Genomic DNA, 24,221 nt, shown 5'->3' with positions numbered 1-24,221 from the left:
CAAGCCAGAGATCGCTATGATGTTCGTCATGGCAGCCGTAATGGAAGGACCGTTGGCCGATCTGAGCGCGTGGAAGCCCACGGAATGCTCGATCGCGAAGGCGATGGATATCGTCGGCACCCGCTCGGCGATCCTGATCCTGCGCGAGGCCTACTACGGCACCACGCGCTTCGACGGCTTCGCGGCGCGCGTCGGCATTACCGACGCGGCAGCCTCCGGCCAGCTCCGCAGGCTCACCGAAGCGGGCCTGCTCGCCAAACGGCCGTACCAGGAAGAGGGCAAACGCACCCGACACGAGTACGTGCTCACCGATATGGGCCGTGACCTGCTGCCCGTTGTGCTCGCGCTCATGCAGTGGGGCGACACGTACCTCCAGCCGGGGCCCGCGCCGCTACTGCTGGTCGAGGAGTCGAGCGGCGCGCCGGTTCGTGTTCAGGTCCGCAGTGAAAAGGGACGTGAGATCGACTTGGAAGAACTCGGGGTCAGGCTCAACCCCGACTATGCACGCGCCCGATCAGCGAAGTGATCGCGCGCAGGCCGTTCGAGCGGCCGAGCGGGCGTGGACTCACACCGCTGACCCGCGCCGGTGCCGTGCCGCTGACCGCGTTGGGTGCCGTGCCGCTGACTTGCGTTGGTGCTGTGCCGCCGACCGCAATGGTGCTCTTACAGCTGACTCGCGTTGGTGCCATTCACTGACCGCGTTGGAGCCCCAGCGTCGATCCGCGTTGACGCTGTATCGCTGACCCGCGCTGGTCCCGTACCGCCGGTTGGTGCTGCGCACCCCTGATCCGCTGGCGCTCCAGCGCTGATCGGCCGAGGGCGGCTCAGCCGGTGACAACCGCGTAGTTGATGTCCTCGGTGCCGAGCTTGTTGTAGAGGTGAACCCATAGCAGGACGAGGGGTTCGGTGCTGCGGGCGGTTATGGCGCCGCCGAGGTCGATGATCTGGTCCTCGGTCCAGCCGAAGGATTTCAGTAGGGTGGCGACCTCGGATTTGGCGGATTCGTCATCGCCGCTGAGGAAGACGTTGTGGCGGCCCGGGATTCGAGACGGGTCGACCATGAGTTGATTGTTCATGGTGTTGAGGGTTTTCACCACGCGGGCGTCCGGGAAGGCCTGCTGGATCTGCTCGGCGACGCTGCCCGCCTCGGGGGTCGCCAGCTTCGGCGGGAATCCGGCGGAGAAATCCAGCGCGTTCGACACGTCCACAATGACTTTGCCACTCAGGTTCGCCGCGCCCGCGGCGGTGAGCGCGGCCAGCGAGACGGTGCCGGAGGTCGCATTGATCACCAGTTCGGCATCGGCGGCGGCATCGGCGAAAGTGCCATGGGCGCCACCGGTTTCGCGTGCCCATTCGGTCGCCGCCGCATTATCGGCGGTGCGCGAGCCGAGCGTCACCGCATGTCCGAGTTCGACCAACTTACTCGCCAGCCTGCGCCCGACCTGTCCGGTCCCCAGCACCGCTACCTTCAACGTCCGCTCCTCGCGCCGATTCCCGTTCGAGCGTCGAGTTTACGAATGCGGCGTGGTCTTCGCGTGGCCTTCCGCCGTGGGCGAACGGCCGCCGCCCCGGCGAGAGCGGCGGTGCATGCCGAGCGCCAACACTCCGCAGCGTAGTTCAGGCCAGCCGACGACCGTCGACAGTGGAGAAGAAGTATGTGTGCTCCGCCGTCGCCGTCAACTGCACCCGAACGCCCTTCGCCGGCGGGTTACGCCAATCCGCCCGCGCCACAATGGTTTCGCCAGCGCCGTTCGTCGCGCCTTCGGCGATGGTGCGGCCGTAGATGTACGCGTCGGAGCCCAGCTCCTCCACCACATCGACCTCCATCTGAATGCCCGACTTGTCCAGCGCCGCGCCGATCTCCAGGTGCTCCGGCCGGACGCCGACCACCACCGAACCCTCGGCCGCATCCGCGACCGACCGCGGCACCGGCAGCGCGGCCCCGCCGAGTTCCACCGCGCCGTCGGCGACCGGCAGCGTGAACAGGTTCATCGCGGGCGACCCCATGAATCCGGCGACGAATACATTCGCCGGATTCCGGTACAGATCGCGCGGTGTCGCGCACTGCTGCAGCAGCCCGTCCTTGAGCACCGCGACCCGATCGCCCATGGTCATCGCCTCGACCTGGTCGTGCGTGACGTACACGGTGGTGGTGCCAAGGCGACGCTGCAGCTGCGCGATCTGCGTGCGGGTCTGCACCCGCAGCTTGGCGTCCAGATTCGACAGCGGCTCGTCCATCAGGAATACCTGCGGCTGCCGCACGATCGCCCGGCCCATCGCGACGCGCTGGCGCTGACCACCGGACAGTGCCTTCGGCTTGCGGTCCAGATACGGCTCGAGGTCGAGCAGTTTGGCCGCCTCCAGCACCCGCCGCTCCTTCTCCGCCTTGGCGACCTTGGCGAGTTTGAGCGCGAAGCCCATATTCTCCGCGACGGTCATATGCGGATAGAGCGCGTAGTTCTGGAACACCATCGCGATATCGCGTTCCTTGGGTTCGGCATGCGTGACATCGTTGTCGCCGATCAGAATGCGCCCGTCGTCGACGTCCTCGAGTCCGGCGAGCATTCGCAGCGAGGTCGACTTACCGCAGCCGGACGGACCGACCAGCACGAGGAATTCCCCGTCGGCGATCTCCAGATTCAGCTTGTCGACGGCGGGTTTGGACGAGCCCGGGTACAGCCGGGTCGCGCTATCGAAGGTCACGGTGGCCATGACAGATCACATCCCATCACCGGCAGGAACGTGCCGGACGATCCGAGTAAGGGTTGACCGGCGATACTACTGGATGTGCTCGCTTCGCACACGATGTGCTCGAGTTCGCGCAGGAATTCGGGCTGGATACCGCGTCGACGATGAAATGGTAAGCGCCCGAAGATCGGCGACTTCTTACGGTCGCCGGACGGGGTCAGCCGGTAGCCTCGATCGGGGAACCAGATCGAGCGACGAGGAGCAATCTGATGACCCGACCGGTTCGAATCGGAGTACAGCTACAGCCGCAGCACGCGCCCGACTACGGACTGCTGCGCGACGCGGTGCTGCGGGCGGAGGACGCGGGCGTCGATATCGCCTTCAACTGGGATCACTTCTACCCGCTGACCGGCGATGCCAATGGCGCGCACTTCGAATGCTGGACCATGCTCGGCGCCTGGGCCGAGCAGACCGAACGGATCGAAATCGGCGCGCTGGTCACCGGCGGCGGCTATCGCAATCCCGATCTGCTCGCCGATATGGCGCGCACGGTGGACCACATCAGCGACGGCCGACTCATTCTCGGCATCGGCGCGGGATGGTTCCAGAAGGACTACGACGAATACGGCTATGAATTCGGTACGGCGGGAACCCGGCTGGCGCTGCTGAGGGAGAACATGGCCAGGCTCAGCGCCCGCCTGAAGAAGCTGAATCCGCGCCCGACCCGCGATATCCCGATCCTGATCGGCGGCGGTGGCGAGCGCAAGACGCTGCGGCTGGTCGCGGAATACGCCGATATCTGGCACACCTTCGCCGATCTCGAGGCGATCACGCACAAGAACAAGGTGCTCGCCGACCACTGCGCGGCCGTCGGCGCCGATCAGGCGAGGATCGAGCGCTCGGTGCAGTGGCCAGGTACGGAGCAGGCCGCGACCTTCGTCCAGGCCGGGGTGACCCTGTTCACCGTCGGGGTCAGTGGGCCGAAGTTCGATCTCAGCGAGGTCGAGCGGGCGATCCGGTGGCGTGATGAGGTCAATCCGGAGCCGGTCAGCGGTTTGGCGTAGGCGGCTGGGAACGCCGGTCGATGGTCTGATTCGAATCATCGTGATCCGAATTCCGGGATCGGGCGATGGTGCCGCGTCCGCGCACGCCCCGGCGACTGTGAGCTGGGACGGCGTGCTGCGGTGGCCCGCAAGCGCGCCGGGGTAGCTGTGGATTAGCGCCGATCGGACGCTAGGGTTGGCCGTCATGGCTTGTCTGCCCGCTGTGCGGTCTCGTGCGTTGATCGCCGTGATATTGCTTGCCGTCGGTCTTGCGGCCACGGCCTGCGGTTCCGGCGACGATTCGACCGATCGAAATCAATGCACGCCACCCGGACCGAGTGCCGCATCGGCCGCGCCGACGAATCTGGGCTCGGCCGCCTCGGCGGGTGCGGACAAATACACCACCGCGAGCACCCTGCCACTGTCGGCGATCGATACCAGCAAGCTGCGGCTGATCACGCCCGGCAAACTCACCGTCGGCACGCTTTCGGACGCGCCGCCGAGCATCTGCTTGAATTCGGCGGGCTCGTTCACCGGCTTCGACAATGAGCTGTTGCGCGCGATCGGTGCGAAACTCGGCCTCCAGGTGGAGTTTTCGGGTACCGAATTCGCGCCGTTGCTCTCGCAGGTGTCCGGCGGCCGCTTCGATATCGGCTCGTCGAATATCACCACCACCGCCGAGCGCCGCGAGCGCGTCGGCTTCACCAATGGCTACGACTTCGGCTATTTCTCTCTGGTCGTCCCGAATGGCAGTGCCATCAAGGGCTTTTCGGATCTGGGGCGCGGTACCAGAATCGCCGTCGTGCAGGGCACGGTGCAGGACGACTACGTGGTCAACCAGCTGCATCTGGATCCGGTGAAATTTCCGGACTACGCCACCGCGTACGCGAATCTGAAGTCCGGTCAGGTCGACGCCTGGGTCGCGCCGTCGGCGCAGGCCGAGGGCCAGGTGAAGCCGGGCGACGGCACCTCGATCATCCAGAACACGTTCAGCCTGGACAATTTCGTCGGCTATGCGGTCGCCAAGAACAACCAGCCGCTGATCGACGCGCTCAATAGTGGTCTGGACGCCGTGATCGCCGACGGAACCTACGCCAAGCTCTACACCGACTGGGTGCCGCGGCAGCTGCCGCCCGGGTGGAAGCCCGGCTCGAAAGCCGCACCCGCACCGCAGCTTCCGGATTTCGCCGCCATCGCGGCCGAGAGGAAGCCGACCGACGCGGCGGCGAATGCGCCGAAATCCACACTGACCCAGTTGAAGGAGACCTTCTTCGACTGGTCGCTGTACCGCAAGGCCTTTCCCGACCTGTTCAAGACAGGTCTGCCGAATACCCTGATCTTGGCTGTGGTTTCGGGTGTCCTCGGTACCGTACTCGGCATGCTGCTGGCGGTGGCGGGCATTTCCCGGACCCGCTGGCTGCGCTGGCCCGCCCGCGTCTACACCGACATCTTCCGCGGCCTGCCCGCCGTGGTGATCATCCTGATCATCGGCCTCGGCATCGGCCCGGTGGTCCGAAATATCACCGGCAACAACCCGTATTGGCTCGGCGCCATCGCGCTCGCCCTGCTGGCCTCGGCCTATATCGGTGAAATCTTCCGCTCCGGAATCCAGTCCGTGGAGCCGGGTCAGCTCGAGGCCGCACGCGCCATCGGCTTCGGCTACCGCCAGGCAATGACGTTGGTGGTGATCCCGCAGGGTGTGCGCCGGGTGCTGCCCGCGCTGATGAACCAGTTCATCGCGCTGATCAAGGATTCGTCGCTGATCTACTTCCTCGGCCTGCTCGCCACCCAGCGCGAACTGTTCGCGGTCGGCCGGGATCTCAACGCGCAGACCGGAAATCTCTCGCCGCTGGTCGCCGCGGGCCTGGTCTACCTGCTGCTGACCATTCCGCTCACGCACCTGGTCAACTACATCGACCGCCGCATGCGCACCGGCCGACCCGACCAACCCATCGACCAGGTCGAGGCGGCCACGATCACGGAAGGGCGCGGATAAAGATGAGTGCCTCCCTCACCGGAACCGGTCTGCATCTCACCCTCGGCCACAACCACGTGCTGCGCGGCGTCGAAATCCACGTCGACGCGGGGAAGACCACCACCGTTATCGGGCCATCCGGCTCCGGCAAGTCGACGCTGCTGCGCGTGCTGAACCGCCTGCACGAACCCGATCGGGGCGATGTGCTGCTGGATGGCGAATCGGTGCTCACCGGGGATCCCGATAAGCTGCGCCAGCGCATCGGCATGGTGTTCCAGCACTTCAATCTGTTCCCGCACAAGACGGTCGCCGAGAATGTGGCGCTCGGGCCGCGTAAGTTGCGCGGGCTGTCCAAGGACGCGGCGCGTGCGCTGGCCGTCGAGCAGCTCGAGGTGGTCGGCCTGGCCGAGAAGGCCGATACGCGTCCGGCGAATCTGTCCGGCGGTCAGCAGCAGCGCGTCGCGATTGCCCGCGCGCTGGCCATGCAGCCGGAGATCATGTTCTTCGACGAGGCCACCTCGGCGCTGGATCCGGAATTGGTGAAGGGCATTCTCGCGCTCATGGCCGATCTGGCAACCGAGGGCATGTCGATGATCGTGGTGACCCACGAAATGGGTTTCGCGCGCAGCGTCTCCGACAGTGTGCTGTTCATGGACGCAGGTCAGGTTGTCGAAACCGGCACACCCGACGCGCTGTTCGACAATCCGCAGACCCCACGCCTGCAGCGCTTTCTCTCGCAAGTTCTCTGACGTGCAGCACACTTCTAGTAAACTCGATAGATGCGCACCTGTTAATGGGTCGACGCTTTCGGTGCTACACGTCCAGTGATGGGAACGAGGAGGTCCGATGGCCACAGCGCATAGGGAGCACACCGAACATCAGCACGTCCACGGCCCCGATTGCGGGCATACCAAGGTCGTCCACGGTGACCACGTCGAATACGCCCACGACGGCCACCTGCACCGCGAACACGCAGGCCACTACGACGAATGCGAACCGACCGCTCACGTCGAACACCCAGGTCACGACCACGTCCACGGTCCCAACTGCGGCCACGAAGCCGTACAGCACGGTGACCACGTCGACTACCTGCACGATGGCCATCGCCACGCCGCCCACAACGGCCACTACGACGACCACTGAGTTCGATCGATACACAGCCGAGGATCGGTGTTCGTACGGCTCGCCAGCAGACTCGGGCTCGCGTAGACATGGCGGATGGGTGATTCAGGGCTCCGAGTGCGGCTGCTGACGGCCGACGACTGGTCTGCATTCCGCGGTATTCGGCTGCGTGCCCTGGCCGACGCGCCGCAGGCATTCGCGTCGACGCTGGAGCATGCGCGGGCCAGGACCGAGCAGGATTGGCGGGAGCTGCTGGCCCATCGAGCGCAGTTCCTGGCAAGCGTCGACGGCAGCGATGTCGGGACGGCCGCTGGGCTGGCTGATCCCGAACGGTCAGGGGCGCACCTGATTTCTATGTGGGTTGCCGGGAAGGCGCGGGGCACAGGGGTTTCGGATCGCCTCGTGCGAGCTGTGGTCGACTGGGCGGTCGATGCGGGGCATCGCCAGGTGTGGTTGGAGGTCGCGGCGGGCAACACGGCGGCCGAGCGGCTGTATCTGCGACACGGATTCATGCACACGGGGGTGCACGGGGTGATCGGGCCCGATGATCCACGGCGGGAATTCGAGATGCGGTTGGAGCTGTGATGACACCCCGCCTGAAAACCGGTGCCGCACTGCTTGTTCTGTCGATCTCGTATTACGTCGTCGAGCTGATCGTGGCCGCACGCTGGCCCGCGCCGCATGCCTACAGCTGGTCACACAACATGATCAGCGATCTCGGTGTCCCCGAATGCCTCGGTGAAATGCACCGATACGGCACTGCGCGGGACAGGTTCATCTGCTCGCCGTGGCACGCGCTGATGTCCACGGAATTCGTGGTTCTCGGTATCCTCGTGCTCGCCGCCGCGGTGCTGCTGTCGCCACTGCTGCCGAAAACCGGGCTGGCCAGGTCGATTCCGTATCTCGCCATGATCAACTGCCTCGGCAATGCGTTGGTCGGCGTCTTCCCCGGCAGTGCCAGCGAGGTGCCCGGTGGCAGTCACCTTCGCGCCGTGCTGCATCCCACCGGCGCATACCTGGAACTGTTCTCCGGCATCGCGATCATGGCGATCATCGCCTGGCTGTACCGGTCGCACCGCGGTTACACCGCCTTCACTCTCGCCCTACTGGCCGTGAGCATCTTCGGCATGGTCGCCGCGCTGACCAGCGAGAACTTCGCGCCCGGTGCGGCCGAACGCCTGGCCATCGATCCCTTCGTCGGGTGGCGAATCGGCACCGGTGTCGTGCTGCTCGCGGTGGGTCGCCGTGGCACCGCGCCGACCGCATACGTATAGGGCGGCGAAAAGTACTTATAGATGACTGATTCGGCGCACCCTGCTCTGCCCATAACGTAGTTCCTGTCAGCAGGAACGACAGAGAAACCGCAGATCAGAAGCCTAGGAGGCCATCATGAACGAGCTCGTCGCACAGTACCTGGAAGTCTGGAACACCACCGACGCCGCCGCCCGCAAGGCCGGAATCGAAGCCGTGTTCACCGCCGACGCCACCTACACCGACCCGTTGGCCGCGGTCGCCGGGCACGACCAGCTCGACGCGGCCATCGCCGGAGTCCAGGCCCAGTTCCCGGGTTGGGTGTTCACCCTCGCCGGACCGGTCGACGCCCACCACGACCAGGTGCGATTCACCTGGGAACTCGGCCCCGCGGACGCACCCGCGGTCGTCATCGGCTTCGATGTCGCGGTCGTCGAGGACGGGCGCATCGCCAACGTCTACGGCTTCCTCGACAAGGTTCCCGCCGCCGCCTGACCTGCTCCCCGCCGCTGCCATCGGGTCTACCGGTGGCCGCGGCCCCCGATCATCCGAAATCGTTACCCCAGAAGGAAATACAGCCATGACCACCACCGCCCCCACCTACGTGTCCACCCTGCTCGCCCCCGGCCAGAACCTGCTGCGCGTCGCGCTGCGTCTGGATGCCGTCATCACCGGCGTCAACGGCCTTGCCTACCTGGCGCTTTCGGGCCCACTGGAATCGCTGCTCGGCCTCGACCGGGAGATCGGCATCCCGATCGGCATCTTCTTGACCCTCTACGGCATCGGCGTCGCCCTCGTCGGCATGGCCAAGAGCATCAGTACCAAGGCCGAGGCTGTCGTCGCCGCCGCGAATGCCGCCTGGGTCGTGGTCAGTCTCGCCGCTCTGGTCGAAGGCGTCCTCGAACTGAACCTGGTCGGCTCGATCTGGACCGTCATGCAGGCGGCCACCGTCGGCGGCTTCGCCGCCCTGCAGTACCTCGGCATACGCCAGGCCCGCTGAATCTTGGAACCAACCGACCAACTCCGCGAAACGCGGCATCGGCACCAGCGCCGATGCCGCGTTCGGCGTTTGTGGTCGGTACCGCCCTCTAGAGTCGAGCCCGTGCTCGAGGCAACCACGATACCCACCGAGTTCGGCACCTTCGACGCGTTGACCAGCGGCGCACCCGGTGGCCGCGAAGTCATGCTGCTGCACGGCTTTCCGGAGGCGGCCATCGCATGGGAGTTCCAGCTCACCGCGCTCGGCGGCGGGGGCTGCCATGTCGTGGCACCCGATCAGCGCGGTTATTCGGCCGGCGTGCGGCCCGACAAGGTTGCCGACTATCACTTGCAAGAGTTGATCGGCGATGTCGTCGCCATGGCCGACCAATTGGGCTGGCAGCGTTTCGATCTCGTCGGCCACGACTTGGGCGCGCATGTCGCCTGGGCGGTTGCGGCCGCGTTGCCGGCACGAATCCGCACCCTGACCGCCGTATCGCACCCACACCCCACCGCCTTCCTGCAGGCCATGGCCGAGGACGAGGATCAGGCCCAGCGCGCCCAGCACTTCTCCTACTTCCGCCAGCCCCGCACCCCCGAACGCGCCCTACTCGCCGATGACGCCGCCGCCCTGCGCAAGATCTTCGACTGGAAAATCCCGCAGGAGCGCATCGACGACTACATCCACCGCCTCACCCGCCCCGACGCCCTCACCGGCGCCCTGAACTGGTACCGAGCCCTCCCGCTCGCCGGTCCGACCGCCCCGATCACCGTCCCCACCCTCTACGTCTGGAGCACCGAAGACACCGCCATCGGCTCCACCGCCGCCCTGACCACCGCCAACCAGGTAACCGCCCCCTACCGCTTCGAAATGCTCGAGGACCTCTCCCACTGGATCCCCGAAGAAGCCCCCGAATCCCTGACCCGCCTACTGATGCAACACCTCCTCACTCACCGCTCCTAGGTCCAATTACCGCTACCCGTCCAGCTCGCCGATCGCGCCGAATGTGTAACATGTTGAACATGAGTACACACAGCCTGCGAGACCTTCGGATGCAACTCGGGGCGATTGTGCGCGGGGTCGCCGCGACCGGTGAAGAGGCGATCATTACCGACAGCGGCAGTGAAGTCGCGGTCATCATCTCGATGGCCGATTACGAGCGGCTGCACGAACACGCCGATCTCGTGGACGCACTGCGACTGCGTCAGCTGCGTAGTGAGTCGTACGAGACGATGACGATGTCGGAGATGCTCGATGCTCTGGGTGTGGACCCGGCAACGGTGCTGGCCTCGTGAGAGTCGAATTCCATCCGGATGTTCTGAAACAACTGCAGAAGCTTCCTCGCGAGGTATTCGAGGTCGCATTGCACGCCATTGTCGGGCTGAGTCAGGAACCGCGACCCACCGGCGCGAAAAAGCTTGTCGGAAACCAGGACTGGCGCATTCGTATCGGACAGTACCGCATCGTGTACGGGATCGACGATACCGAGCGGGTGGTGACCGTCTTCACCGTCGCGAAGCGCTCGGACGCCTACCGCTAGCCGCTGGTCACGTTTGGACGGTGGCGAAGGCGGACCAGAGGAGGGGGGAGTGTTCGATGGTGCGTTGGGTGCGCCAGGTGGTGAGGCGGGTGCGTTGCCAGGTGGCGAGGGTGGTTATGGGGTCGGGGTGTTCGTGGGCGGTGTCGATGGCGCAGATGGCGTCTTGTAGGGGGTGGGCTTCGGGGGGCGCTCCGGCCAGGCGTTGGAAGGCGAGGTCGGTGGGGAGGGGCCAGCGGCTGGCGGTGACCAGTTCGGCGCCACCGTTGATCATGGCGGCGACCAGGCCGAGGGCCTCGCTGAAGCGCATATCGCCGCCGCTCTCGCAGGCGATCAGCGCGACCCGGCTGGGGATGGGCCAGAGTTGTGGTCCGGCAGTGGGTTCCGTGGCGAGGGTATGGGTGCCGAGAAGCAGGTCCTTGGCCGAGAGCGGGCGGTGCGCCCGAATGGGGGTGGCGAAGCCGATGGCCTCGGCAGCGCAGGCCAGATGCAGTTCGGAGGCCTCGCTCTGGCCGGATTCGGGGGCTGCCGCGGTCACGTGTCCCACATAGGTGAGGCGGCTGGCGCCGCCGCGCAGCGCCTCGCCCAACCAGCTCCGATCGATATCGGTGCGCCGGAATACTTCGATCGGATCGTCGACCGCGGGCACCAGCCTGCCCTGTGCTCGGTATTCGGCGACACGTTGGGCCAGTGGCGCTTCGGGATCCATCCGCCCGAGCACGGACCCGAGCGCCGAGTCGGCGCGGAAGCCGGGGACGCGCGGGTCGAGGACCGCAACCACCGGCAATTGTCGCGTCGCGGACCAAGTGCGTGCCGTCCGGTCCGGGCCGTGCACAATGCTGGCCGGGGCGAGCAAGCTGATATCGGCGATATCCACCAGGCGCAGATCCGGATCGGGAGCGATGATCTCCCAGGGGATCTGGGCCACTCGGGGCGAGGGCTGCAACCGAATATGCGGGCGTATTCCGCGCACATGCAGGTCGTACAGTTGCGCGCCCAGACCATAGGGCAGCAGTGCGCGGGAAAGCGCCTGCGCGACGAGATATTCCGAGTCATATGACGCGAAAGCGCCCGTGGTCATGGCGCGCTCGAGTCCGCCCGGTTCCGCGGGGTTGGGCAGCGCCGCCGCCAACTGTGCGACGGCCTCGTCGACCGCGGTACCGGGCAGCATACTCGCGCCCTGGTCATAGACGTTTCCGAGCCAGCGCCAGGACATGTACAGATCGCCCGCGTCCGCCATTCGCACGATGACGGTCGGTTGTTCCGGTGCGGTCATGCGGGCAATACCCGGCTGTCGCGCACCCGCTGTCCGTAGCGTCGCTCGGCGGCATCGATATAGGCGGCCAATGCGATATGGCCATCCGGTGCTACGGCCACCCGCGGCGGCGGCGCGACCGGAAGTCCGGCACTGGCCGCGACCTCGGCCAGTGCCGTGCCGAGCTGCGGTGCCGACCCACTCTGCGGTCCGGTCCCGACCTGCACACTCGGCGTCTCCTCGACCGAAACCGCTGGCGGATCGAATAATTCGAGGGGCAACCGGGGCGGCGCACCGGCCGTTGATCTGGCGATATCCAATGTCGTACCCGCGCACTGTGTTTCGATGAGATCCACGATCAGCGGACCATTGCCGGACAGATAGGCGAACCGGAATGCCAGCCGCACCGCCGGATCGGCGATCTGACGGTTCCACTGCTCGCGCTGATTGCCATTGGGCAGCGTGTGCCGCACGGCATCGATGGCCAGCGCCGACGGAACCGCGAGTTCGATCGCCCGCGCCACCAGCGCGCCATCCGGCGTTTCGGCGGCCTCGATGACCGACTCCAGCAGCGCTGCATGCCAGAAATCGATTTGGGCGCAATGCAATCCGAGACCGCGCTCGGCATAGGCGGCGAACGCCTCGGCGATGAGCTCTGCGCCCTCGTCGTAGCGGCCGGTCGCGTAGGCCACCGTGGCCAGGCGCACGCGCACATCGGCGGCATCGAGCACCGCGCCCGATTCGAGGAAGTAGCGCAGGCTGCTGTCGTAGCGCAGCGCCGCCGCGTCGATGTCATCGCGCCTCTCGGCGAGAAAGCCCATGGTCTTCAGGCCGATACCGGCCCGGTAGCCGAGTCCGGCCCGCTCGAAATACTCCTGGCTGGACCGCAGCGGTTGTTCGGCCTCGCCGAACCGGTCCAACCTGACGTACATGACAGCCAGATTCTGTTCCGTCTCGGCGACGGCATTGCGGTCACCCGCCGCGCCGAATGCCGCGAGCGCCTGGCGCATGAAGTCGATGGCCAGTTCGCGCCGTCCGGTCTCGAAATAGATCCCGCCGAGTGTCGAGAGCGGATGTCCGGCCAGATGCGGTGCGAAACGGACCGCGGCGTCCAGTGATTCGGTGGCGAGTTCGATGGCGTAGGCCCAATTCTGGCGATGGAACGCCACGGCGGTCAGTGACAGCAGACAGGCCACGCGCTGCATGCTCTCGTCATTGTGTTCGGTGAGCAGCGCCCGCGCCTGTTCCAGCGCCTGCTGTGCACCGTCGAGATCGCCGACGTGCTGGAGCGCCTGGGAGAGATTGATCAGTGCGGCGGTCCGCTTTTCGATCGCGTCGTCGGGCATCTCCGTGAGCGCCGCGCGGAACATCACGATCGCCGCGGCATGATCGCCGAGTTCATCGCACATGCTCGCGGCATTGACCAGCGCGCTGATCCGCAGGCCGTCCGTGCTGGTCCGAGCTATTTCCTCGAACAGCCGCCTGGCCTCGCCGACATCGCCGCGCTGGTAAGCGGCCGCCCCTTCGGCCAGTCGCGCGCGGCCGTCGTCATCGGACATATCAGAAATCCGAATCCGATGCGGCGGCGGCGATCTCGGCCAACAGTGGCGCGTCGACCGCATCATCGGAACCGGTGGCCCGACGCAACCGCGTCGCCGCGAGTTCGCGGATCCGCCGACGCATTTCCGGGCCGCCCAGCTCCGGATCCGGAATCGCCCCGACGCCGGGCACGTAGACATCCACCGCCGAGACGGAATCCGACGAGGTGGTCGCCGCGCCGGTCCAGAGATCGCCGATCAGGTTCAGCTCGGCCTCCGCGGTACCGACGGGCGTGGTGATGAACGCACGTGGGCGCAGATGTGCCGGTGCCGCCGAACCCAATTGGGGTGCGGCGACGGCGGTAACGCGGACCGTCGTGGTCCCGGAATTCCAGATCGACTCCCAGGACACTGCCCGCTCGGACGCATCGATGAGCCCCGGCGGGCACCGCCGCCAATCCCAGCCACCGGTACCGCGCCCCAGCGACAGTGCTCCGGCGGGACGGTCCGCCCCGCCACCGGCGGCCAGCGCGTAATCCGCTGCGCGAGTGGATACTTCGTCGATTACGGTGATATCCACAGTCTCGTCGTCCGGTGCGGTCTCGTCATCGAGGAGCAGTTCGCACTCCGCGCGCAATGCGGTGATCTCTTGGTCGAGCAGTCGGTCGTCGAGCGGGGTGATGCCGTCGATCGTCGATGCGGGCCACCAGCGTGTGGCCCAATGAGCGAACCCGAGTCGCCAGGCGGCGGTCACGAGTTCGGGCACCGCGGGTTCGGGTGTGAATTCGGCTCCATCGGTGAATCCGGTATCGGCGATGGCCACGGCGATCTGTTCGCCGTACACCGCCCATAGCCAGTCGTGTGCCAGGTCGAGATCGTCGATGACGGCGGCCGGAATCATCTGTCCGGCAAGCAGACTCCAGGACAGATGACCGCCGACCACCTCCAACGCCATGGCATCGATCGCCGCCGCGGCATCGAGTACGGTCGGCGCGCCCTCGGGCACGACGGTCCAGATGCCGTCCGCGGTCCGTCCGATCCGCACGGTCGCGCTCATCAGCTCGCCCTCGATTCCGTCGAATCCGGCTCGGTGACCAGGGAATTCGCACTCAGCGCCTGTTTGACCCGCATCCTGTGGTCCAGCATTACCGAGCGGGCCACGCCATCGAGCAGATCCCACAGCTCGTCCGGCTCGTAGAGGCCGACCTCGCGGACATCGCGGCCGTGCAGCCGGACCCACAGTCGCCGCAGATACGGCCGCCACGGTGTGCGCAGTTCGGCGGCAATGGCGGCCAGCGGGCCATCGAGTAGGTCGATATCGGTGCGCACCGCGAGCCGCCGGGCCTGCAATACATACGCTTCGCGCTGCCAGCGGCCATTGATCAGCCGATGCGCCGCCGTTTCGGCCGCCTCCGCCACGGCCGGGATCGCGCCATTGGTGCTCACACGCGCGGCGATCGGCCGTAACCCGAGTGCGAGCGCGGCTCCGGCCGTCGCCGCGACCCGCAGTGATTCGTCCAAAAGTGCCCATGGCGCACAGCTTCGGGCGATTTCGGTGGTCACCAGTTCCGGAATGGGCGGAAGTTCGGCTCGCTCACTCGACGCCTGCAGCACGGTGAATACGCGCTCATAGATGCTGCGATCGAACGGCAGCCCCAGACTGGCCTTCGAGGCCGAGGCACCGAGCGTGGGTGACTGCGGCAGCGAGTGCGCAGTGAGACCCAGTTGGTGTGCCGTCGGCGCGGATGTGTGGTTCCAGAGCCGAATTCCGCCGTGTGTTCCGGCATGGGTTTCGACCAGTTGATCGAATGTCGGCTGCCCGTCGGCCTGCCCGCCGACGCGGGCCGCCGCGCACGCGTCGAGCAGTGCCGTGAATATTTCGGCATGATCGCCGGTCGGCCCGCCCACCGGACGGCGTCGCCACGCGATATCGATCAACACCGTGAGTTCGGTGATCCGCGCACCCGCGGTGAGGTGCTCCTTGAGCGCCTGCGTGGTGCGTCCCGCCGCGAATTCGTGCACGTCGCGCAGCGTTGCCTCGGCGGTGGCCCGGTCGCGGTGCGGATCCGGCATGCCCGAGGTGGTGGCGAGTTCGAATGACCGCTGGAAGTACAGGTCCTGTGGATTGCCCTCGGTGATCCGCAGCGCCCGCCGGACCTGTTTGAGCAGGGAGAACCAGGCGGCCGTCGCGCGGAGCACATCGGCGGCGGCGTGTATCCGGGTGGCGAGCAGGGTCGCGCCGTCGGCGGTGAGGATCGGGCCCGCACACGTCGGATGCTGAACCGGACGGATCACCAGCGGATCCAGAATGAGTTTCACGGTCCGCCGCAGCGGCCCGCCATGGGGTCCACTGAGCGGTTCGACGCCGTCCAGTCGGCGCCAAACCTCGTCCAGCACCATCGCGCGCGGCCGTCGCATTCGACCAGGTTAACGGAAGTTTGTCCGTTTCAGACTCCGAAAAACCTGGGATCGGTAGGACGCGTTCGATTTCTACCTTTCTCGTATCGGCCCAACACCGGGACCGAACGAAGCAAAGGAACAAGTCATGAACACCAAGTCGGTCCGCATCTCCGCCGCCGCCCTCACCGCCGCTGCCGCCGCTCTCGCCCTGTTCGTCACCGGGTGCAGCGATAACTCCAGCAGCTCGTCGCCCACCTCGGCCAAGCCGGTCACCTCGGCCGCCCCGGCCCCGGCACCGGGCAAGTCCGTCGCCGCGGTCGACGGCAAGGCGCTCGACGGCAAGTTCGAGACCACCTGCGCCAAGCAGGGCGACACCATCGCCCTCGCGCTCAGCGACACCAATAACGCCACCTACGGCACGCTGAGCGTCAGCGCCTCCATCACCGGCACCGATAACGTCCAGGCCGTCGCGGTCGCGGGCAGCAAGGGCGGCAGCAATGGCCTGCCCTACGCCCTGGGCTTCGGCAATGGCATGCCCGGCGGTTCGGCCAAGGTCGTCAAGGACGGCAATACCTACAAGGTCACCGGCGAGGGCGTCGGCGCGCCCGACCTCACCAATCCGACCGCGGGGCCGAAGACCTCGAAATTCGACATCACCTTCGCCTGCTCGACCGTGGTCGGCGGCTGATCCGGACGAACACCCGCGGCCCGCTCACGCCCCCGACTATGGGGTGTGAGCGGGCCAAACGACCCGAACCCGTTCACGCACAAGGGAATACCATGAAGAACATCGCCCGCTCGCTCGCCCTCGCCTTCCTCGCCCTGTCGATCGGCTACTACCTCTGGCACGGCCTCACCTACACCAGCTCGGGCCCCTTCGACGACGGCACCCTGGCCTGGGTCGGACCGCAGATGGCACTGCCGATCATCGCCATCACCATCGTCCCGATGGTCTTCGCCTTCACCGGCGAGGGCATCATGGCGGCCTTCACCGGCACCAACAGCTCGGCCTTCCGCGACGGTCTAGTCGGCATCGGCACCGTCAAGTCCTTCCGGCAGACCGGTCTGACCGTCAATGACCAGCCGCAGATCCGCATCGACTTCAGCGTCGAGGGCGTCGACGGCAAGATCTTCGACTCGTACGCCAAGATGATCGTGCCGCTCACCGAACTCGCCCTGCTGCAACCCGGCGTCGTCCTGCCGGTGCGCTATCTCCCCGATCGCACCGATAAGGTCGAGGTCGACCGTTCCGGCGATATGTCGGCGGCGCAGCACGCCATGAACGAGTCCATGATCCGAAAGGGCTTCACCACCAAGGCCAAACTCGATATCGCCGAGCGCGGTATCACCGCTCAGGCCGTCGTGCAGTCGCTGTCGGTTCCCGGCGAAATTCGCAACGGGCACTCCAAAATCGAGCTCGGGCTCGTCGTAACCCGCCCGGACGGAACGACTTTTACGACCGGTGTGGAGAAATTTCTGCCGCCCGCCAGCGTCGGTCAAGTCCAGGTCGGCCGCATACTCCAGGTGCACTATCTGCCGGAGAACGAACAAGAGGTCGTGATCGCCCTGCAAGTCAATGCCTAGCCCGCGCGGCAAATGTTGCCCTCGTTCATCTGGAACGGGGGCAATGTTCGTTTGTGCACAACCCTAGAAGATCCGATGGCTGAAGAAACTGTGGTGGCAGGTCGGACGCTTGCACATCGCGCCGCCGCCCGCAATGAAGCCGACGCAGGTGGGATGGGTACACCTGTTGCAGCCGCCGTCACCCTCTATGGATAAATCGTCGTGGTCGATCAGCACGAGGCGTGCCTCGTCCATCGCCCCCGCGAGAATCGAATCGAGATAGTCGAGCGCTTCTGGGCTGAGATGGATTTTTCCTGCGGACCGAGTCATCGCACTGCTCCTGACTTGATACCTACTTCCAAGTTATCGATCCTCGGGCCGGAAGCGCAACGAGGCCCGCGTAGCGCTATGTGATCGGTCGGAAATTGAGGGTGACCTAATTGGTCGGACGTTCATCTCAGCGTTTCCTGTGGATTGCCTGAGAGGCTTAGCGTGCGGGCCGTCGGCACTAGTCAGGAGTACATCGTGACCCCCAAGCCCCTCGCCTTGTTCGTGAAGAGGGACGGCCAGCCGAAGCGGTCGGCCATCACCTGCCAGTACAAGTGCGGTAACGCCTGCTTCCACGAGGCACCCAACACCTCGGACAACGAATACTTCGGCGATGTGGTGCGCGCGGCCCTGTCCCGGCGCGGTCTACTCAAAGGCAGCGCGGGGGTGGTGGTCGCGGTCGGCGCGGCCGGTGTGCTCGCGGCCTGCGGTGACGACGATAAGGTCGAGTTGGTGGCGGGCGGCTCGCTGGTCGACGGCGTGCCGGTGGGCACCAACTTCGAGCCGGTCGCGGCGAATTCCGATGACGCGCTGGTCATTCCGAAGGGTTACGAGCACAATGTCGTGATCCGCTGGGGCGACCCGCTTTTCGCGGACGCGCCGAAATTCGACCCGGATAGGCAAACCGCGGCCGCGCAAAGCAAGCAGTTCGGCTTCAACAACGACTTCGCGGCGCTGCTGCCCATCGAAGGCCAGGCGAACACCTATCTGCTGGTGGTGAATCACGAGTACACCACCGAGCCGCAGATGTTCAAGGGCTACGACAAGGCGAACCCGTCACTGGAGCACTACCAGACCGCGCTTGCCGCGCACGGACTCTCGGTGGTCCAGGTCAAGGGTGAATCCGAAACCGGAAAGCTGACACCGGAATTCGGCAAGTACAACCGACGCATCACCGGCACTACCGAGTTCACCGTCACCGGTCCCGCGGCGGGCAGCGCGTTCCTGAAGACGTCCGCCGACCCGACCGGCGCCAAGGTGCTGGGCACCCTGAACAACTGCTCCGGCGGTGTGACCCCCTGGGGCACCGTGCTTTCCGGTGAAGAGAACATCAACCAATACTTCGCGAACGCGGACAAGGTCACCGACGAGGCCGCGAAGGCCGGGCTGAAGCGCTACGGTTTCGCGAATACCTCGGAGCGCAAGTGGGAGATCCACGAGCCCCGCTTCGATCTGGCCAAGGAACCCAACGAGGCCAACCGCTTCGGCTGGGTCGTCGAGGTGAATCCGTGGGATCCCACCGCCGCGCCGATCAAGCACACCGCGCTGGGCCGGTTCAAGCACGAGGCCGCGACCATTCACGTCGCCAAGGACGGCACCGTGGTCGCGTATATGGGCGACGATGAGCGCTTCGACTACATGTACAAATTCGTATCCTCGCGAAAGGTGCAGGCGGGCACCGGCCAGGCGAGCATGCGGCACAATCTGACGATCCTGGACGCGGGCACGCTCTACGTCGCCAAATTCACCGGCGACCACCCGGACAAGATCGACGGCAATGGCACCGTGCCATCGGACAAGGGTTTCACCGGTACCGGCCAATGGATTCCGCTGCTGGTCACCGGCGAAGACGGCAAGGCGACCTCGAAGGTCGACGGCTTCACCGCCGAACAGGTTTCGGTATTCACCCGGTTGGCGGCCGATAAGGTCGGCGCCACCAAGATGGACCGTCCCGAGGACTTCGAGGCGAATCCCAAGTCCGGCAAGGTCTATGTCGCGCTGACCTATAACGAGCAGCGCGGCAAGGAGGGCAAGCCCGGCGTCGACGAGGCGAATCCGCGCAATATCAATAAGTTCGGACAGGTCCTCGAAATCGACGACGACCACGCTGGCACCAAATTCACCTGGAATATCCTGATGCTGTGCGGTGATCCGAAGACCACCGACACCTATTTCGCCGGATTCGACAAGGGCAAGGTCAGCCCGATCGCCGCACCGGACAACCTGGCCTTCGACGACTACGGCAACCTGTGGATCTCCACCGATGCCTCACGCGCCAACGGCGCCAATGACGGCCTGTTCTCGGTGGTGCTCGACGGGCCGAATCGCGGTGAGACCAAACAATTCCTGACCGTCCCGTTCGGCGCGGAGACCTGTGGTCCGACGGTATCGGAGCATCGGGTCACCGTCTGCGTCCAGCACCCGGGCGAGCGCGATGACGCGACCGCCGAAAAGCCCGCCTCGCACTGGCCCGATGGCGGCGATAGTCTGCCCCGGCCCGCCGTCGTTTCGGTGTGGAAGAAGGGTGGCGGCCGGATCGGCACCTAGCCGAGGCCGCGCGGCACACGAAACCGCTACTCGACCTGCAGGGAGTAGCGGTTTCGTGCTGTTCACCTCGGCATATTCGCGTACCGCGCGAAATCGCCTTGGGCGCCGCTGTACACATTGACATCGGTGCCGCCCGCGATACCGGGAATGCTGCCGCCATCGGTCATCTGCCAGAAGGTCCAGGTCGGCCAGCCGCCGGGCACCTCGGGTTGTTCATTGCCGCGGTAGTCGGCGATCCAGAGCGGATACCGGGTGAACTGATTGGTATTCGCCATCGCCGTCTTCCAGAAATTCGGATACGTGTAGACGATCGGCACCCGCCCGGTCAGCGCTTGCACGGTATTCAGATACCGATGTGTCCAGTCGATGAGCCCGGCCGGATTCAGCCCGCCCGTATTCTCCAGATCGAGTACCGGCGGCAGATCCAGCGGCCCGTTCTGTCCGAGCACAACCGTCGCGTACAGCGCCGCCTGCGGCTCGGGCGGCAGATTGGGCCGCGCGTAGTGATACGTCCCGCGCGCGACGCCAGCCGCGCGCATCAGCAAGCTGTCCGGTACGAAATACGGATTGATGTAGCTCAATCCCTCGGTCGCCTTGACCATGGCGAAATCATGTCCCGCCCGTCTCACGGCGAACCAGTCGATGAACCGCCCGTCGACATGCTGCCATGACGACACATCCGGCCCGGTCTGCTCGGCCACTGCCGTTCCGGACGAAGTTGCGGCAAGGATGCTGCCCAAAGTGATCGCGGACAGCGCCGCAGCGCGAGTCGATCTCCAACGAGTGCTATCCATGCCATTCGACGATAGCGACTAGCGCTCTATGTGACCAGTGTTACAAATGTGGCATTTGCGCAGTATTGACCAGATAGCGCTGCTCGACGTCACGTCGGCAGCGCGCGTGCCAAGCCATTGCCGCCGTCCGTGGCCGGGCGAGCGTCCGTCCGCGGACCGTTCCCGGCGTCAGCCGAGCCAGTCCAGCACCGAGGCCGCGGTCCAGGACTGCTGCATGCTGCCGAGCGGTTCGCCGGTGAAGGGTTCGTAGTATTCGGCGAAGCTGCCGTCGCTGGCCTGGCGCAGCCCCTCGGCGCGGAGCATGAAGGAGCGCTCGGCCCAGCCGCGGCGGGCGAAGACCCAGGAGAACAGCCAGCTCATGACCGGCCAGACCGGGCCGCGCCAGTATTCGCGCGGACGGAAGTCCTTGGAGACCGGCGAGGTCGACGGCGGCAGGGCGTAGCGCAGGTCCGGGTGGCCGCAGAAGCGTGGTCCCTCGAACAGGCGCAGCAGACTGCGCTCGGTATCACGGGGCAGGCCGCCGCACAGCAACGGGGCGAACATCGCGAGGGTTTCGGTATTGATCCAGCGCTGCAGGCGCACGTCGAAGTCGCGCGCCGCGCCGGTGCGGGCGTCGGTGGTCGCGACCACGCCGGCGCGGAAGCGCTCCGCCCACGAATACAGGTCGCGGACATCGGCGTGGGGCTGCTTGTACTCCTCGCCGATATTGGCCAGTACCTCACAGGCCAGCGCGAAGATCGCGGTGACGAAGACGTCCTCTACCGCGAAGCTCATGGTCGACGCGAGCACATAGTCGTCGTATCCGGCGCGGCGCATCTGCTCGACCAGCCACAGATAGCGGTCGTATTCGCGATCGCTGGGCCGCTGCGAGGGATCGGAGACGATCAGCACGTCCTCGCGCTGGTACGGCGGCAGGTCGCCGGGGACCACATTCGCATAGGCCCGGTCCCAGCGCGGCGAATTGTCCATCCCGGACTCCCAGCCGTGGTACAGCGTGATCCGGCCGCTCTCCTTGGGGTCGCGGGCATGGGCCAGCCAGCGGTGCCAGCGCACCAGATCCGGCCAGCGCCGGTTCAGGAATTCCTCGGCCACCGCACGGGTGCTGCGGCCGTGGCGGCGGGAATGGTCCAGGATGCGCTGCACTGCGATGGCGTGCACCGGCGGCTGGGTGATGCCGGAGGTGTCCGGACCGTCCGGGGCATTGGCGGCCAGTCTGCGGCACTCCCAGCGGGCCGGGCCAGGGAAGTAGCCGTCCACGCCATTGGCGAAGACGATGTGCGGGATCATCCCGTTCTTCCACTGCGCCGAGAGCAGGGTGTCCAGTTCGATGACCGCGCGCTCGACACTCAGCGGGGCGAGCCCGACCGCGACGAAGGCGGCGTCCCAACTCCACATGTGCGGATACAGTCGGGGCGCGGCACTGGTCATGGTGCCCAGGTCGTTGCCCCGTAGCAGATAGGCGGCGCGCGCCGCGAGCTGTGTTGGGGTGAAACCCGGGTGTGCCATGTCTTTATTCTGCGATGGCACCCGCAGATACGCGCGCTCAGTGACGTCCGTCTCGGGCTGGGTGTCGCGGGCCACCGGCAGATAGTCGGCAGTGGTTTGCGATCGGTTCATCGTCGACTGGTGTGCGGCGGATCTCACTCTGGTATGCCCCGTCCGTGAATCTCTGTGTTCCCGATATGCGTCCATCGCCACCCGCGCTGGTCCTGCTACCGCCCCCGCTGGGTTTCCGAGACGGCCGGATACGGTGAGCCCCATGACCACCGCTGTGACCAGCACACCGAAGCCGACCGCGCTGATCACCGGCGCCAGCCGCGGGCTCGGCGCCGCGATCGCTCGCGAACTCGCACCGACCCACGATCTTTTGCTCGGCGCCCGCTCGACCGAGGCGCTGCGCGCGATATTAGGCGAACTGCCCGGAGCCACCGGATGGCCGGTCGAGTTGACCGACTATTCCGCAGTGGCCGAGGCCGTTTCGCCGATTCAGCGCCTGGATGTGTTGGTACACAATGCCGGTGTGGCCGACCTCGGTTCGATCGCCGAGTCGTCGGTGCGACAGTGGCGAAATACCTTGGAAGCCAACGTAATAGCGGTCGCGGAGTTGACCAGACTGTTGCTGCCCGCCCTGCGTGCGGCCAATGGCCATGTGGTGCTGATCAATTCGGGCGCGGGCTTGCGGGCGAATCCCGGCTGGGCCTCATACGCGGCCAGCAAGTTCGGACTGCGTGCCTTCGGTGACGCGCTGCGGCTGGAGGAGCCGACGCTACGGGTGACCTCGATCCATCCGGGCCGCATCGATACCGATATGCAGCGCGAGATCATCGCGGGCGAGGGCCGCGAATACCGCGCGGAGGAGTTCCTGCGCCCGGAGACCGTCGCGGGTACCGTCCGTGCCGCCATCGACACACCGCGCGACGGCCATCCCACCGAGATCGTGCTGCGACCCTACTGATTCGGCGCACCGTGATTCCGGCCGGTGCGCACCCCGGATAAGACGGCAAGTTGATGTCATTTTGTTGACTTGTTGTTCCGAGGTTCAGCTCGCGGACAGTTTCACTCGGTACAGTGCCGACTGTTACCTGCGCATTACGTCGACGGGGCGGCGGGTGCTGTTCGAGTGAAGTAAAAGGGTTTGGATCGTGGATAGACGTCGGCTGCTGACGCTGCTTGCTACGGGGACCGCGGCGGCATTGACCGGCTGTGTGAAGGCGGAGGGCGAGCCGTTCAACAGTGGTTCGGCGGGCAGCGGGCCCATTCTGCCCGCCCCGGCGCCGCTGCTGCCGCCGCCCCCGATCGGACCGAAGACGCCGATTCCGGCGCAGACGATCACCGCGCTGCCCGGAGCGGGCACCAGCATGGCGCTCACCGTCGACGACGGCGCGAGTCCGGAGGTGGTCGGCGCCTACATCAAGTTCGCCAGGGATACCGGCGCCCGATTCACCTTCTTCGTGACCGCGTACTACGATTCCTGGGCGATTCACCGAGATGCGTTGCGGCCCTTGGTCGATTCCGGTCAGATCCAGCTCGGCAACCACACCTGGGACCACGCCGATCTGACCAAGCAGTCGGCATCGGGCATCTCCTCCCAGCTGGAGCGGGCGAAGTCCTACCTGTGGAACAACTTCGGCGTGGACGGCACGCCGTACTACCGTCCACCCTTCGGCCGCCACAATGCCACGGTCGACAAGGTGGCGGCGGATCTCGGCTACACGGTGCCGACCATGTGGTACGGCTCGCTGTCGGACTCCGGTGTGATCACCGAGGAGTACCTGGTGGAGTGCGCGCGTAAGTATTTCAATCCGCAGACGATCATTATCGGCCATGCGAACGCGCCCGCGGTTACCCATGTCTACGGGCAGCTGGTGGACATCATCAAGGAACGCAATCTGTCCATGGTGACCCTCAACGACGTGCTGCTGCCGCCGCGCTGACCGTTCTCCGGAGCGTCGAAACCGGCGCTCCGGCAGGTCAGAGCCTT

At 66.0% G+C, this 24,221-nt stretch carries 26 protein-coding genes; 17 read left to right on the top strand and 9 right to left on the bottom strand.

What is annotated here, in order from left to right; translation table 11 throughout:
* Window positions 1–16: 16 nt before the first annotated feature.
* On the top strand, window positions 17–526 hold the full coding sequence (locus tag ACQP2D_RS42520; RefSeq protein ID WP_433681523.1) for a winged helix-turn-helix transcriptional regulator: 510 nt from the start codon (window positions 17–19) through the stop codon (window positions 524–526).
* Window positions 527–824: 298 nt separating this feature from the next.
* On the opposite strand, the gene ACQP2D_RS42515 is transcribed toward ACQP2D_RS42520, so the two are convergent.
* Together ACQP2D_RS42515 and ACQP2D_RS42510 are read right to left on the bottom strand one after the other, a co-directional pair.
* A complete protein-coding gene (locus ACQP2D_RS42515; protein WP_433681522.1) occupies window positions 825–1,472 on the bottom strand; it encodes an NADPH-dependent F420 reductase in 648 nt (215 codons plus the stop codon).
* Window positions 1,473–1,617: 145 nt separating this feature from the next.
* Window positions 1,618–2,712, bottom strand: coding sequence for an ABC transporter ATP-binding protein (locus tag ACQP2D_RS42510; RefSeq protein ID WP_433681521.1), 1,095 nt, complete (start codon window positions 2,710–2,712; stop codon window positions 1,618–1,620).
* Between the two features lie 245 nt (window positions 2,713–2,957).
* On the opposite strand from ACQP2D_RS42510, the gene ACQP2D_RS42505 reads away from it, so the two are divergent.
* From ACQP2D_RS42505 to ACQP2D_RS42455, 11 genes are all read left to right on the top strand, one after another.
* On the top strand, window positions 2,958–3,752 hold the full coding sequence (locus ACQP2D_RS42505; protein WP_433681520.1) for an LLM class F420-dependent oxidoreductase: 795 nt from the start codon (window positions 2,958–2,960) through the stop codon (window positions 3,750–3,752).
* Window positions 3,753–3,936: 184 nt separating this feature from the next.
* On the top strand, window positions 3,937–5,727 hold the full coding sequence (locus tag ACQP2D_RS42500; protein ID WP_433681519.1) for an ABC transporter substrate-binding protein/permease: 1,791 nt from the start codon (window positions 3,937–3,939) through the stop codon (window positions 5,725–5,727).
* A gap of 2 nt (window positions 5,728–5,729) precedes the next feature.
* Entirely contained in the window at window positions 5,730–6,455 is a 726-nt protein-coding gene (locus tag ACQP2D_RS42495) for an amino acid ABC transporter ATP-binding protein (RefSeq protein WP_433681518.1), read from the top strand.
* 97 nt (window positions 6,456–6,552) lie between these two features.
* Window positions 6,553–6,849, top strand: coding sequence for a hypothetical protein (locus tag ACQP2D_RS42490; protein WP_433681517.1), 297 nt, complete (start codon window positions 6,553–6,555; stop codon window positions 6,847–6,849).
* A 75-nt stretch (window positions 6,850–6,924) separates the two neighbouring features.
* Window positions 6,925–7,413: an N-acetyltransferase family protein gene (locus ACQP2D_RS42485; protein WP_433681516.1), complete on the top strand. Its 489-nt coding sequence runs from the start codon at window positions 6,925–6,927 to the stop codon at window positions 7,411–7,413.
* On the top strand, window positions 7,413–8,102 hold the full coding sequence (locus ACQP2D_RS42480; RefSeq protein WP_433681515.1) for a hypothetical protein: 690 nt from the start codon (window positions 7,413–7,415) through the stop codon (window positions 8,100–8,102). The genes ACQP2D_RS42485 and ACQP2D_RS42480 overlap by 1 nt, the downstream gene beginning before the upstream one ends.
* A gap of 115 nt (window positions 8,103–8,217) precedes the next feature.
* Window positions 8,218–8,574 (top strand): nuclear transport factor 2 family protein, encoded by a 357-nt coding sequence (locus ACQP2D_RS42475; protein ID WP_040697384.1) that lies wholly within the window; start codon window positions 8,218–8,220, stop codon window positions 8,572–8,574.
* Between the two features lie 85 nt (window positions 8,575–8,659).
* A complete protein-coding gene (locus ACQP2D_RS42470; RefSeq protein WP_433681514.1) occupies window positions 8,660–9,079 on the top strand; it encodes a hypothetical protein in 420 nt (139 codons plus the stop codon).
* Between the two features lie 102 nt (window positions 9,080–9,181).
* Entirely contained in the window at window positions 9,182–10,021 is an 840-nt protein-coding gene (locus ACQP2D_RS42465; protein WP_433681513.1) for an alpha/beta fold hydrolase, read from the top strand.
* A gap of 59 nt (window positions 10,022–10,080) precedes the next feature.
* Window positions 10,081–10,353, top strand: a complete 273-nt coding sequence (locus ACQP2D_RS42460; protein WP_433681512.1) for a type II toxin-antitoxin system Phd/YefM family antitoxin — start codon at window positions 10,081–10,083, stop codon at window positions 10,351–10,353.
* Window positions 10,350–10,598, top strand: a complete 249-nt coding sequence (locus tag ACQP2D_RS42455) for a type II toxin-antitoxin system RelE family toxin (protein WP_433681511.1) — start codon at window positions 10,350–10,352, stop codon at window positions 10,596–10,598. Before ACQP2D_RS42460 ends, ACQP2D_RS42455 begins: the two co-directional genes overlap by 4 nt.
* 7 nt (window positions 10,599–10,605) lie before the next feature.
* On the opposite strand, the gene ACQP2D_RS42450 is transcribed toward ACQP2D_RS42455, so the two are convergent.
* From ACQP2D_RS42450 to ACQP2D_RS42435, 4 genes are read right to left on the bottom strand one after another with little or no spacing between them, the layout of a single operon-like run.
* A complete protein-coding gene (locus tag ACQP2D_RS42450) occupies window positions 10,606–11,871 on the bottom strand; it encodes a CHAT domain-containing protein (protein WP_433681510.1) in 1,266 nt (421 codons plus the stop codon).
* Complete coding sequence (locus ACQP2D_RS42445) at window positions 11,868–13,409, bottom strand: tetratricopeptide repeat protein (RefSeq protein WP_433681509.1); 1,542 nt, start codon at window positions 13,407–13,409, stop codon at window positions 11,868–11,870. Before ACQP2D_RS42445 ends, ACQP2D_RS42450 begins: the two co-directional genes overlap by 4 nt.
* Before the next feature lies 1 nt (window position 13,410).
* Entirely contained in the window at window positions 13,411–14,445 is a 1,035-nt protein-coding gene (locus ACQP2D_RS42440; protein WP_433681508.1) for a hypothetical protein, read from the bottom strand.
* Complete coding sequence (locus ACQP2D_RS42435) at window positions 14,445–15,788, bottom strand: hypothetical protein (protein ID WP_433685940.1); 1,344 nt, start codon at window positions 15,786–15,788, stop codon at window positions 14,445–14,447. Before ACQP2D_RS42435 ends, ACQP2D_RS42440 begins: the two co-directional genes overlap by 1 nt.
* Window positions 15,789–15,933: 145 nt before the next feature.
* Here ACQP2D_RS42435 and ACQP2D_RS42430 point away from each other — a divergent pair, with 145 nt between their 5' ends.
* Window positions 15,934–16,476 (top strand): lipoprotein LpqH, encoded by a 543-nt coding sequence (locus ACQP2D_RS42430; protein WP_433681507.1) that lies wholly within the window; start codon window positions 15,934–15,936, stop codon window positions 16,474–16,476.
* A 92-nt stretch (window positions 16,477–16,568) separates the two neighbouring features.
* The gene (locus ACQP2D_RS42425) at window positions 16,569–17,372 is read left to right on the top strand and encodes a hypothetical protein (RefSeq protein ID WP_433681506.1); all 804 of its coding nucleotides are present in this window, start codon (window positions 16,569–16,571) and stop codon (window positions 17,370–17,372) included.
* 63 nt (window positions 17,373–17,435) lie between these two features.
* Here the strand turns inward: ACQP2D_RS42425 and ACQP2D_RS42420 are convergent, their stop codons facing one another.
* Window positions 17,436–17,681 carry a hypothetical protein gene (locus ACQP2D_RS42420; protein ID WP_433681505.1) on the bottom strand — a complete coding sequence of 82 codons (246 nt, stop codon included), beginning with the start codon at window positions 17,679–17,681 and terminating at the stop codon, window positions 17,436–17,438.
* A 195-nt stretch (window positions 17,682–17,876) separates the two neighbouring features.
* On the opposite strand from ACQP2D_RS42420, the gene ACQP2D_RS42415 reads away from it, so the two are divergent.
* Window positions 17,877–19,946: a PhoX family protein gene (locus ACQP2D_RS42415; RefSeq protein WP_433681504.1), complete on the top strand. Its 2,070-nt coding sequence runs from the start codon at window positions 17,877–17,879 to the stop codon at window positions 19,944–19,946.
* A gap of 62 nt (window positions 19,947–20,008) precedes the next feature.
* Here the strand turns inward: ACQP2D_RS42415 and ACQP2D_RS42410 are convergent, their stop codons facing one another.
* Complete coding sequence (locus ACQP2D_RS42410) at window positions 20,009–20,740, bottom strand: glycoside hydrolase family 25 protein (RefSeq protein ID WP_433681503.1); 732 nt, start codon at window positions 20,738–20,740, stop codon at window positions 20,009–20,011.
* A 168-nt stretch (window positions 20,741–20,908) separates the two neighbouring features.
* Window positions 20,909–22,246, bottom strand: coding sequence for a glucosylglycerate hydrolase (ggh, locus tag ACQP2D_RS42405; protein WP_433685939.1), 1,338 nt, complete (start codon window positions 22,244–22,246; stop codon window positions 20,909–20,911).
* Between the two features lie 253 nt (window positions 22,247–22,499).
* Here ggh and ACQP2D_RS42400 point away from each other — a divergent pair, with 253 nt between their 5' ends.
* Window positions 22,500–23,195 (top strand): SDR family oxidoreductase, encoded by a 696-nt coding sequence (locus ACQP2D_RS42400; RefSeq protein WP_433681502.1) that lies wholly within the window; start codon window positions 22,500–22,502, stop codon window positions 23,193–23,195.
* A gap of 187 nt (window positions 23,196–23,382) precedes the next feature.
* Complete coding sequence (locus ACQP2D_RS42395) at window positions 23,383–24,174, top strand: polysaccharide deacetylase family protein (protein WP_433681501.1); 792 nt, start codon at window positions 23,383–23,385, stop codon at window positions 24,172–24,174.
* The last annotated feature ends 47 nt before the right edge of the window (window positions 24,175–24,221 follow it).

Origin of the sequence: Nocardia sp. CA-119907, assembly GCF_050955995.1 — a bacterium.
GTDB lineage: Bacteria > Actinomycetota > Actinomycetes > Mycobacteriales > Mycobacteriaceae > Nocardia.
This window is presented reverse-complemented; position numbering and strand designations above follow the sequence as displayed.

Coding starts and splice junctions, on each gene's coding strand:
- ACQP2D_RS42520 (WP_433681523.1), top strand. CDS start 17: ATGATGTTCGTCATGGCAGCCGTAATGGAAGGACCGTTGGCCGATCTG.
- ACQP2D_RS42510 (WP_433681521.1), bottom strand. CDS start 2,712: ATGGCCACCGTGACCTTCGATAGCGCGACCCGGCTGTACCCGGGCTCG.
- ACQP2D_RS42505 (WP_433681520.1), top strand. CDS start 2,958: ATGACCCGACCGGTTCGAATCGGAGTACAGCTACAGCCGCAGCACGCG.
- ACQP2D_RS42500 (WP_433681519.1), top strand. CDS start 3,937: ATGGCTTGTCTGCCCGCTGTGCGGTCTCGTGCGTTGATCGCCGTGATA.
- ACQP2D_RS42495 (WP_433681518.1), top strand. CDS start 5,730: ATGAGTGCCTCCCTCACCGGAACCGGTCTGCATCTCACCCTCGGCCAC.
- ACQP2D_RS42490 (WP_433681517.1), top strand. CDS start 6,553: ATGGCCACAGCGCATAGGGAGCACACCGAACATCAGCACGTCCACGGC.
- ACQP2D_RS42485 (WP_433681516.1), top strand. CDS start 6,925: ATGGGTGATTCAGGGCTCCGAGTGCGGCTGCTGACGGCCGACGACTGG.
- ACQP2D_RS42480 (WP_433681515.1), top strand. CDS start 7,413: ATGACACCCCGCCTGAAAACCGGTGCCGCACTGCTTGTTCTGTCGATC.
- ACQP2D_RS42475 (WP_040697384.1), top strand. CDS start 8,218: ATGAACGAGCTCGTCGCACAGTACCTGGAAGTCTGGAACACCACCGAC.
- ACQP2D_RS42470 (WP_433681514.1), top strand. CDS start 8,660: ATGACCACCACCGCCCCCACCTACGTGTCCACCCTGCTCGCCCCCGGC.
- ACQP2D_RS42460 (WP_433681512.1), top strand. CDS start 10,081: ATGAGTACACACAGCCTGCGAGACCTTCGGATGCAACTCGGGGCGATT.
- ACQP2D_RS42450 (WP_433681510.1), bottom strand. CDS start 11,871: ATGACCGCACCGGAACAACCGACCGTCATCGTGCGAATGGCGGACGCG.
- ACQP2D_RS42445 (WP_433681509.1), bottom strand. CDS start 13,409: ATGTCCGATGACGACGGCCGCGCGCGACTGGCCGAAGGGGCGGCCGCT.
- ACQP2D_RS42440 (WP_433681508.1), bottom strand. CDS start 14,445: ATGAGCGCGACCGTGCGGATCGGACGGACCGCGGACGGCATCTGGACC.
- ACQP2D_RS42435 (WP_433685940.1), bottom strand. CDS start 15,788: ATGGTGCTGGACGAGGTTTGGCGCCGACTGGACGGCGTCGAACCGCTC.
- ACQP2D_RS42430 (WP_433681507.1), top strand. CDS start 15,934: ATGAACACCAAGTCGGTCCGCATCTCCGCCGCCGCCCTCACCGCCGCT.
- ACQP2D_RS42425 (WP_433681506.1), top strand. CDS start 16,569: ATGAAGAACATCGCCCGCTCGCTCGCCCTCGCCTTCCTCGCCCTGTCG.
- ACQP2D_RS42420 (WP_433681505.1), bottom strand. CDS start 17,681: ATGACTCGGTCCGCAGGAAAAATCCATCTCAGCCCAGAAGCGCTCGAC.
- ACQP2D_RS42410 (WP_433681503.1), bottom strand. CDS start 20,740: ATGGATAGCACTCGTTGGAGATCGACTCGCGCTGCGGCGCTGTCCGCG.
- ggh (WP_433685939.1), bottom strand. CDS start 22,246: ATGGCACACCCGGGTTTCACCCCAACACAGCTCGCGGCGCGCGCCGCC.
- ACQP2D_RS42400 (WP_433681502.1), top strand. CDS start 22,500: ATGACCACCGCTGTGACCAGCACACCGAAGCCGACCGCGCTGATCACC.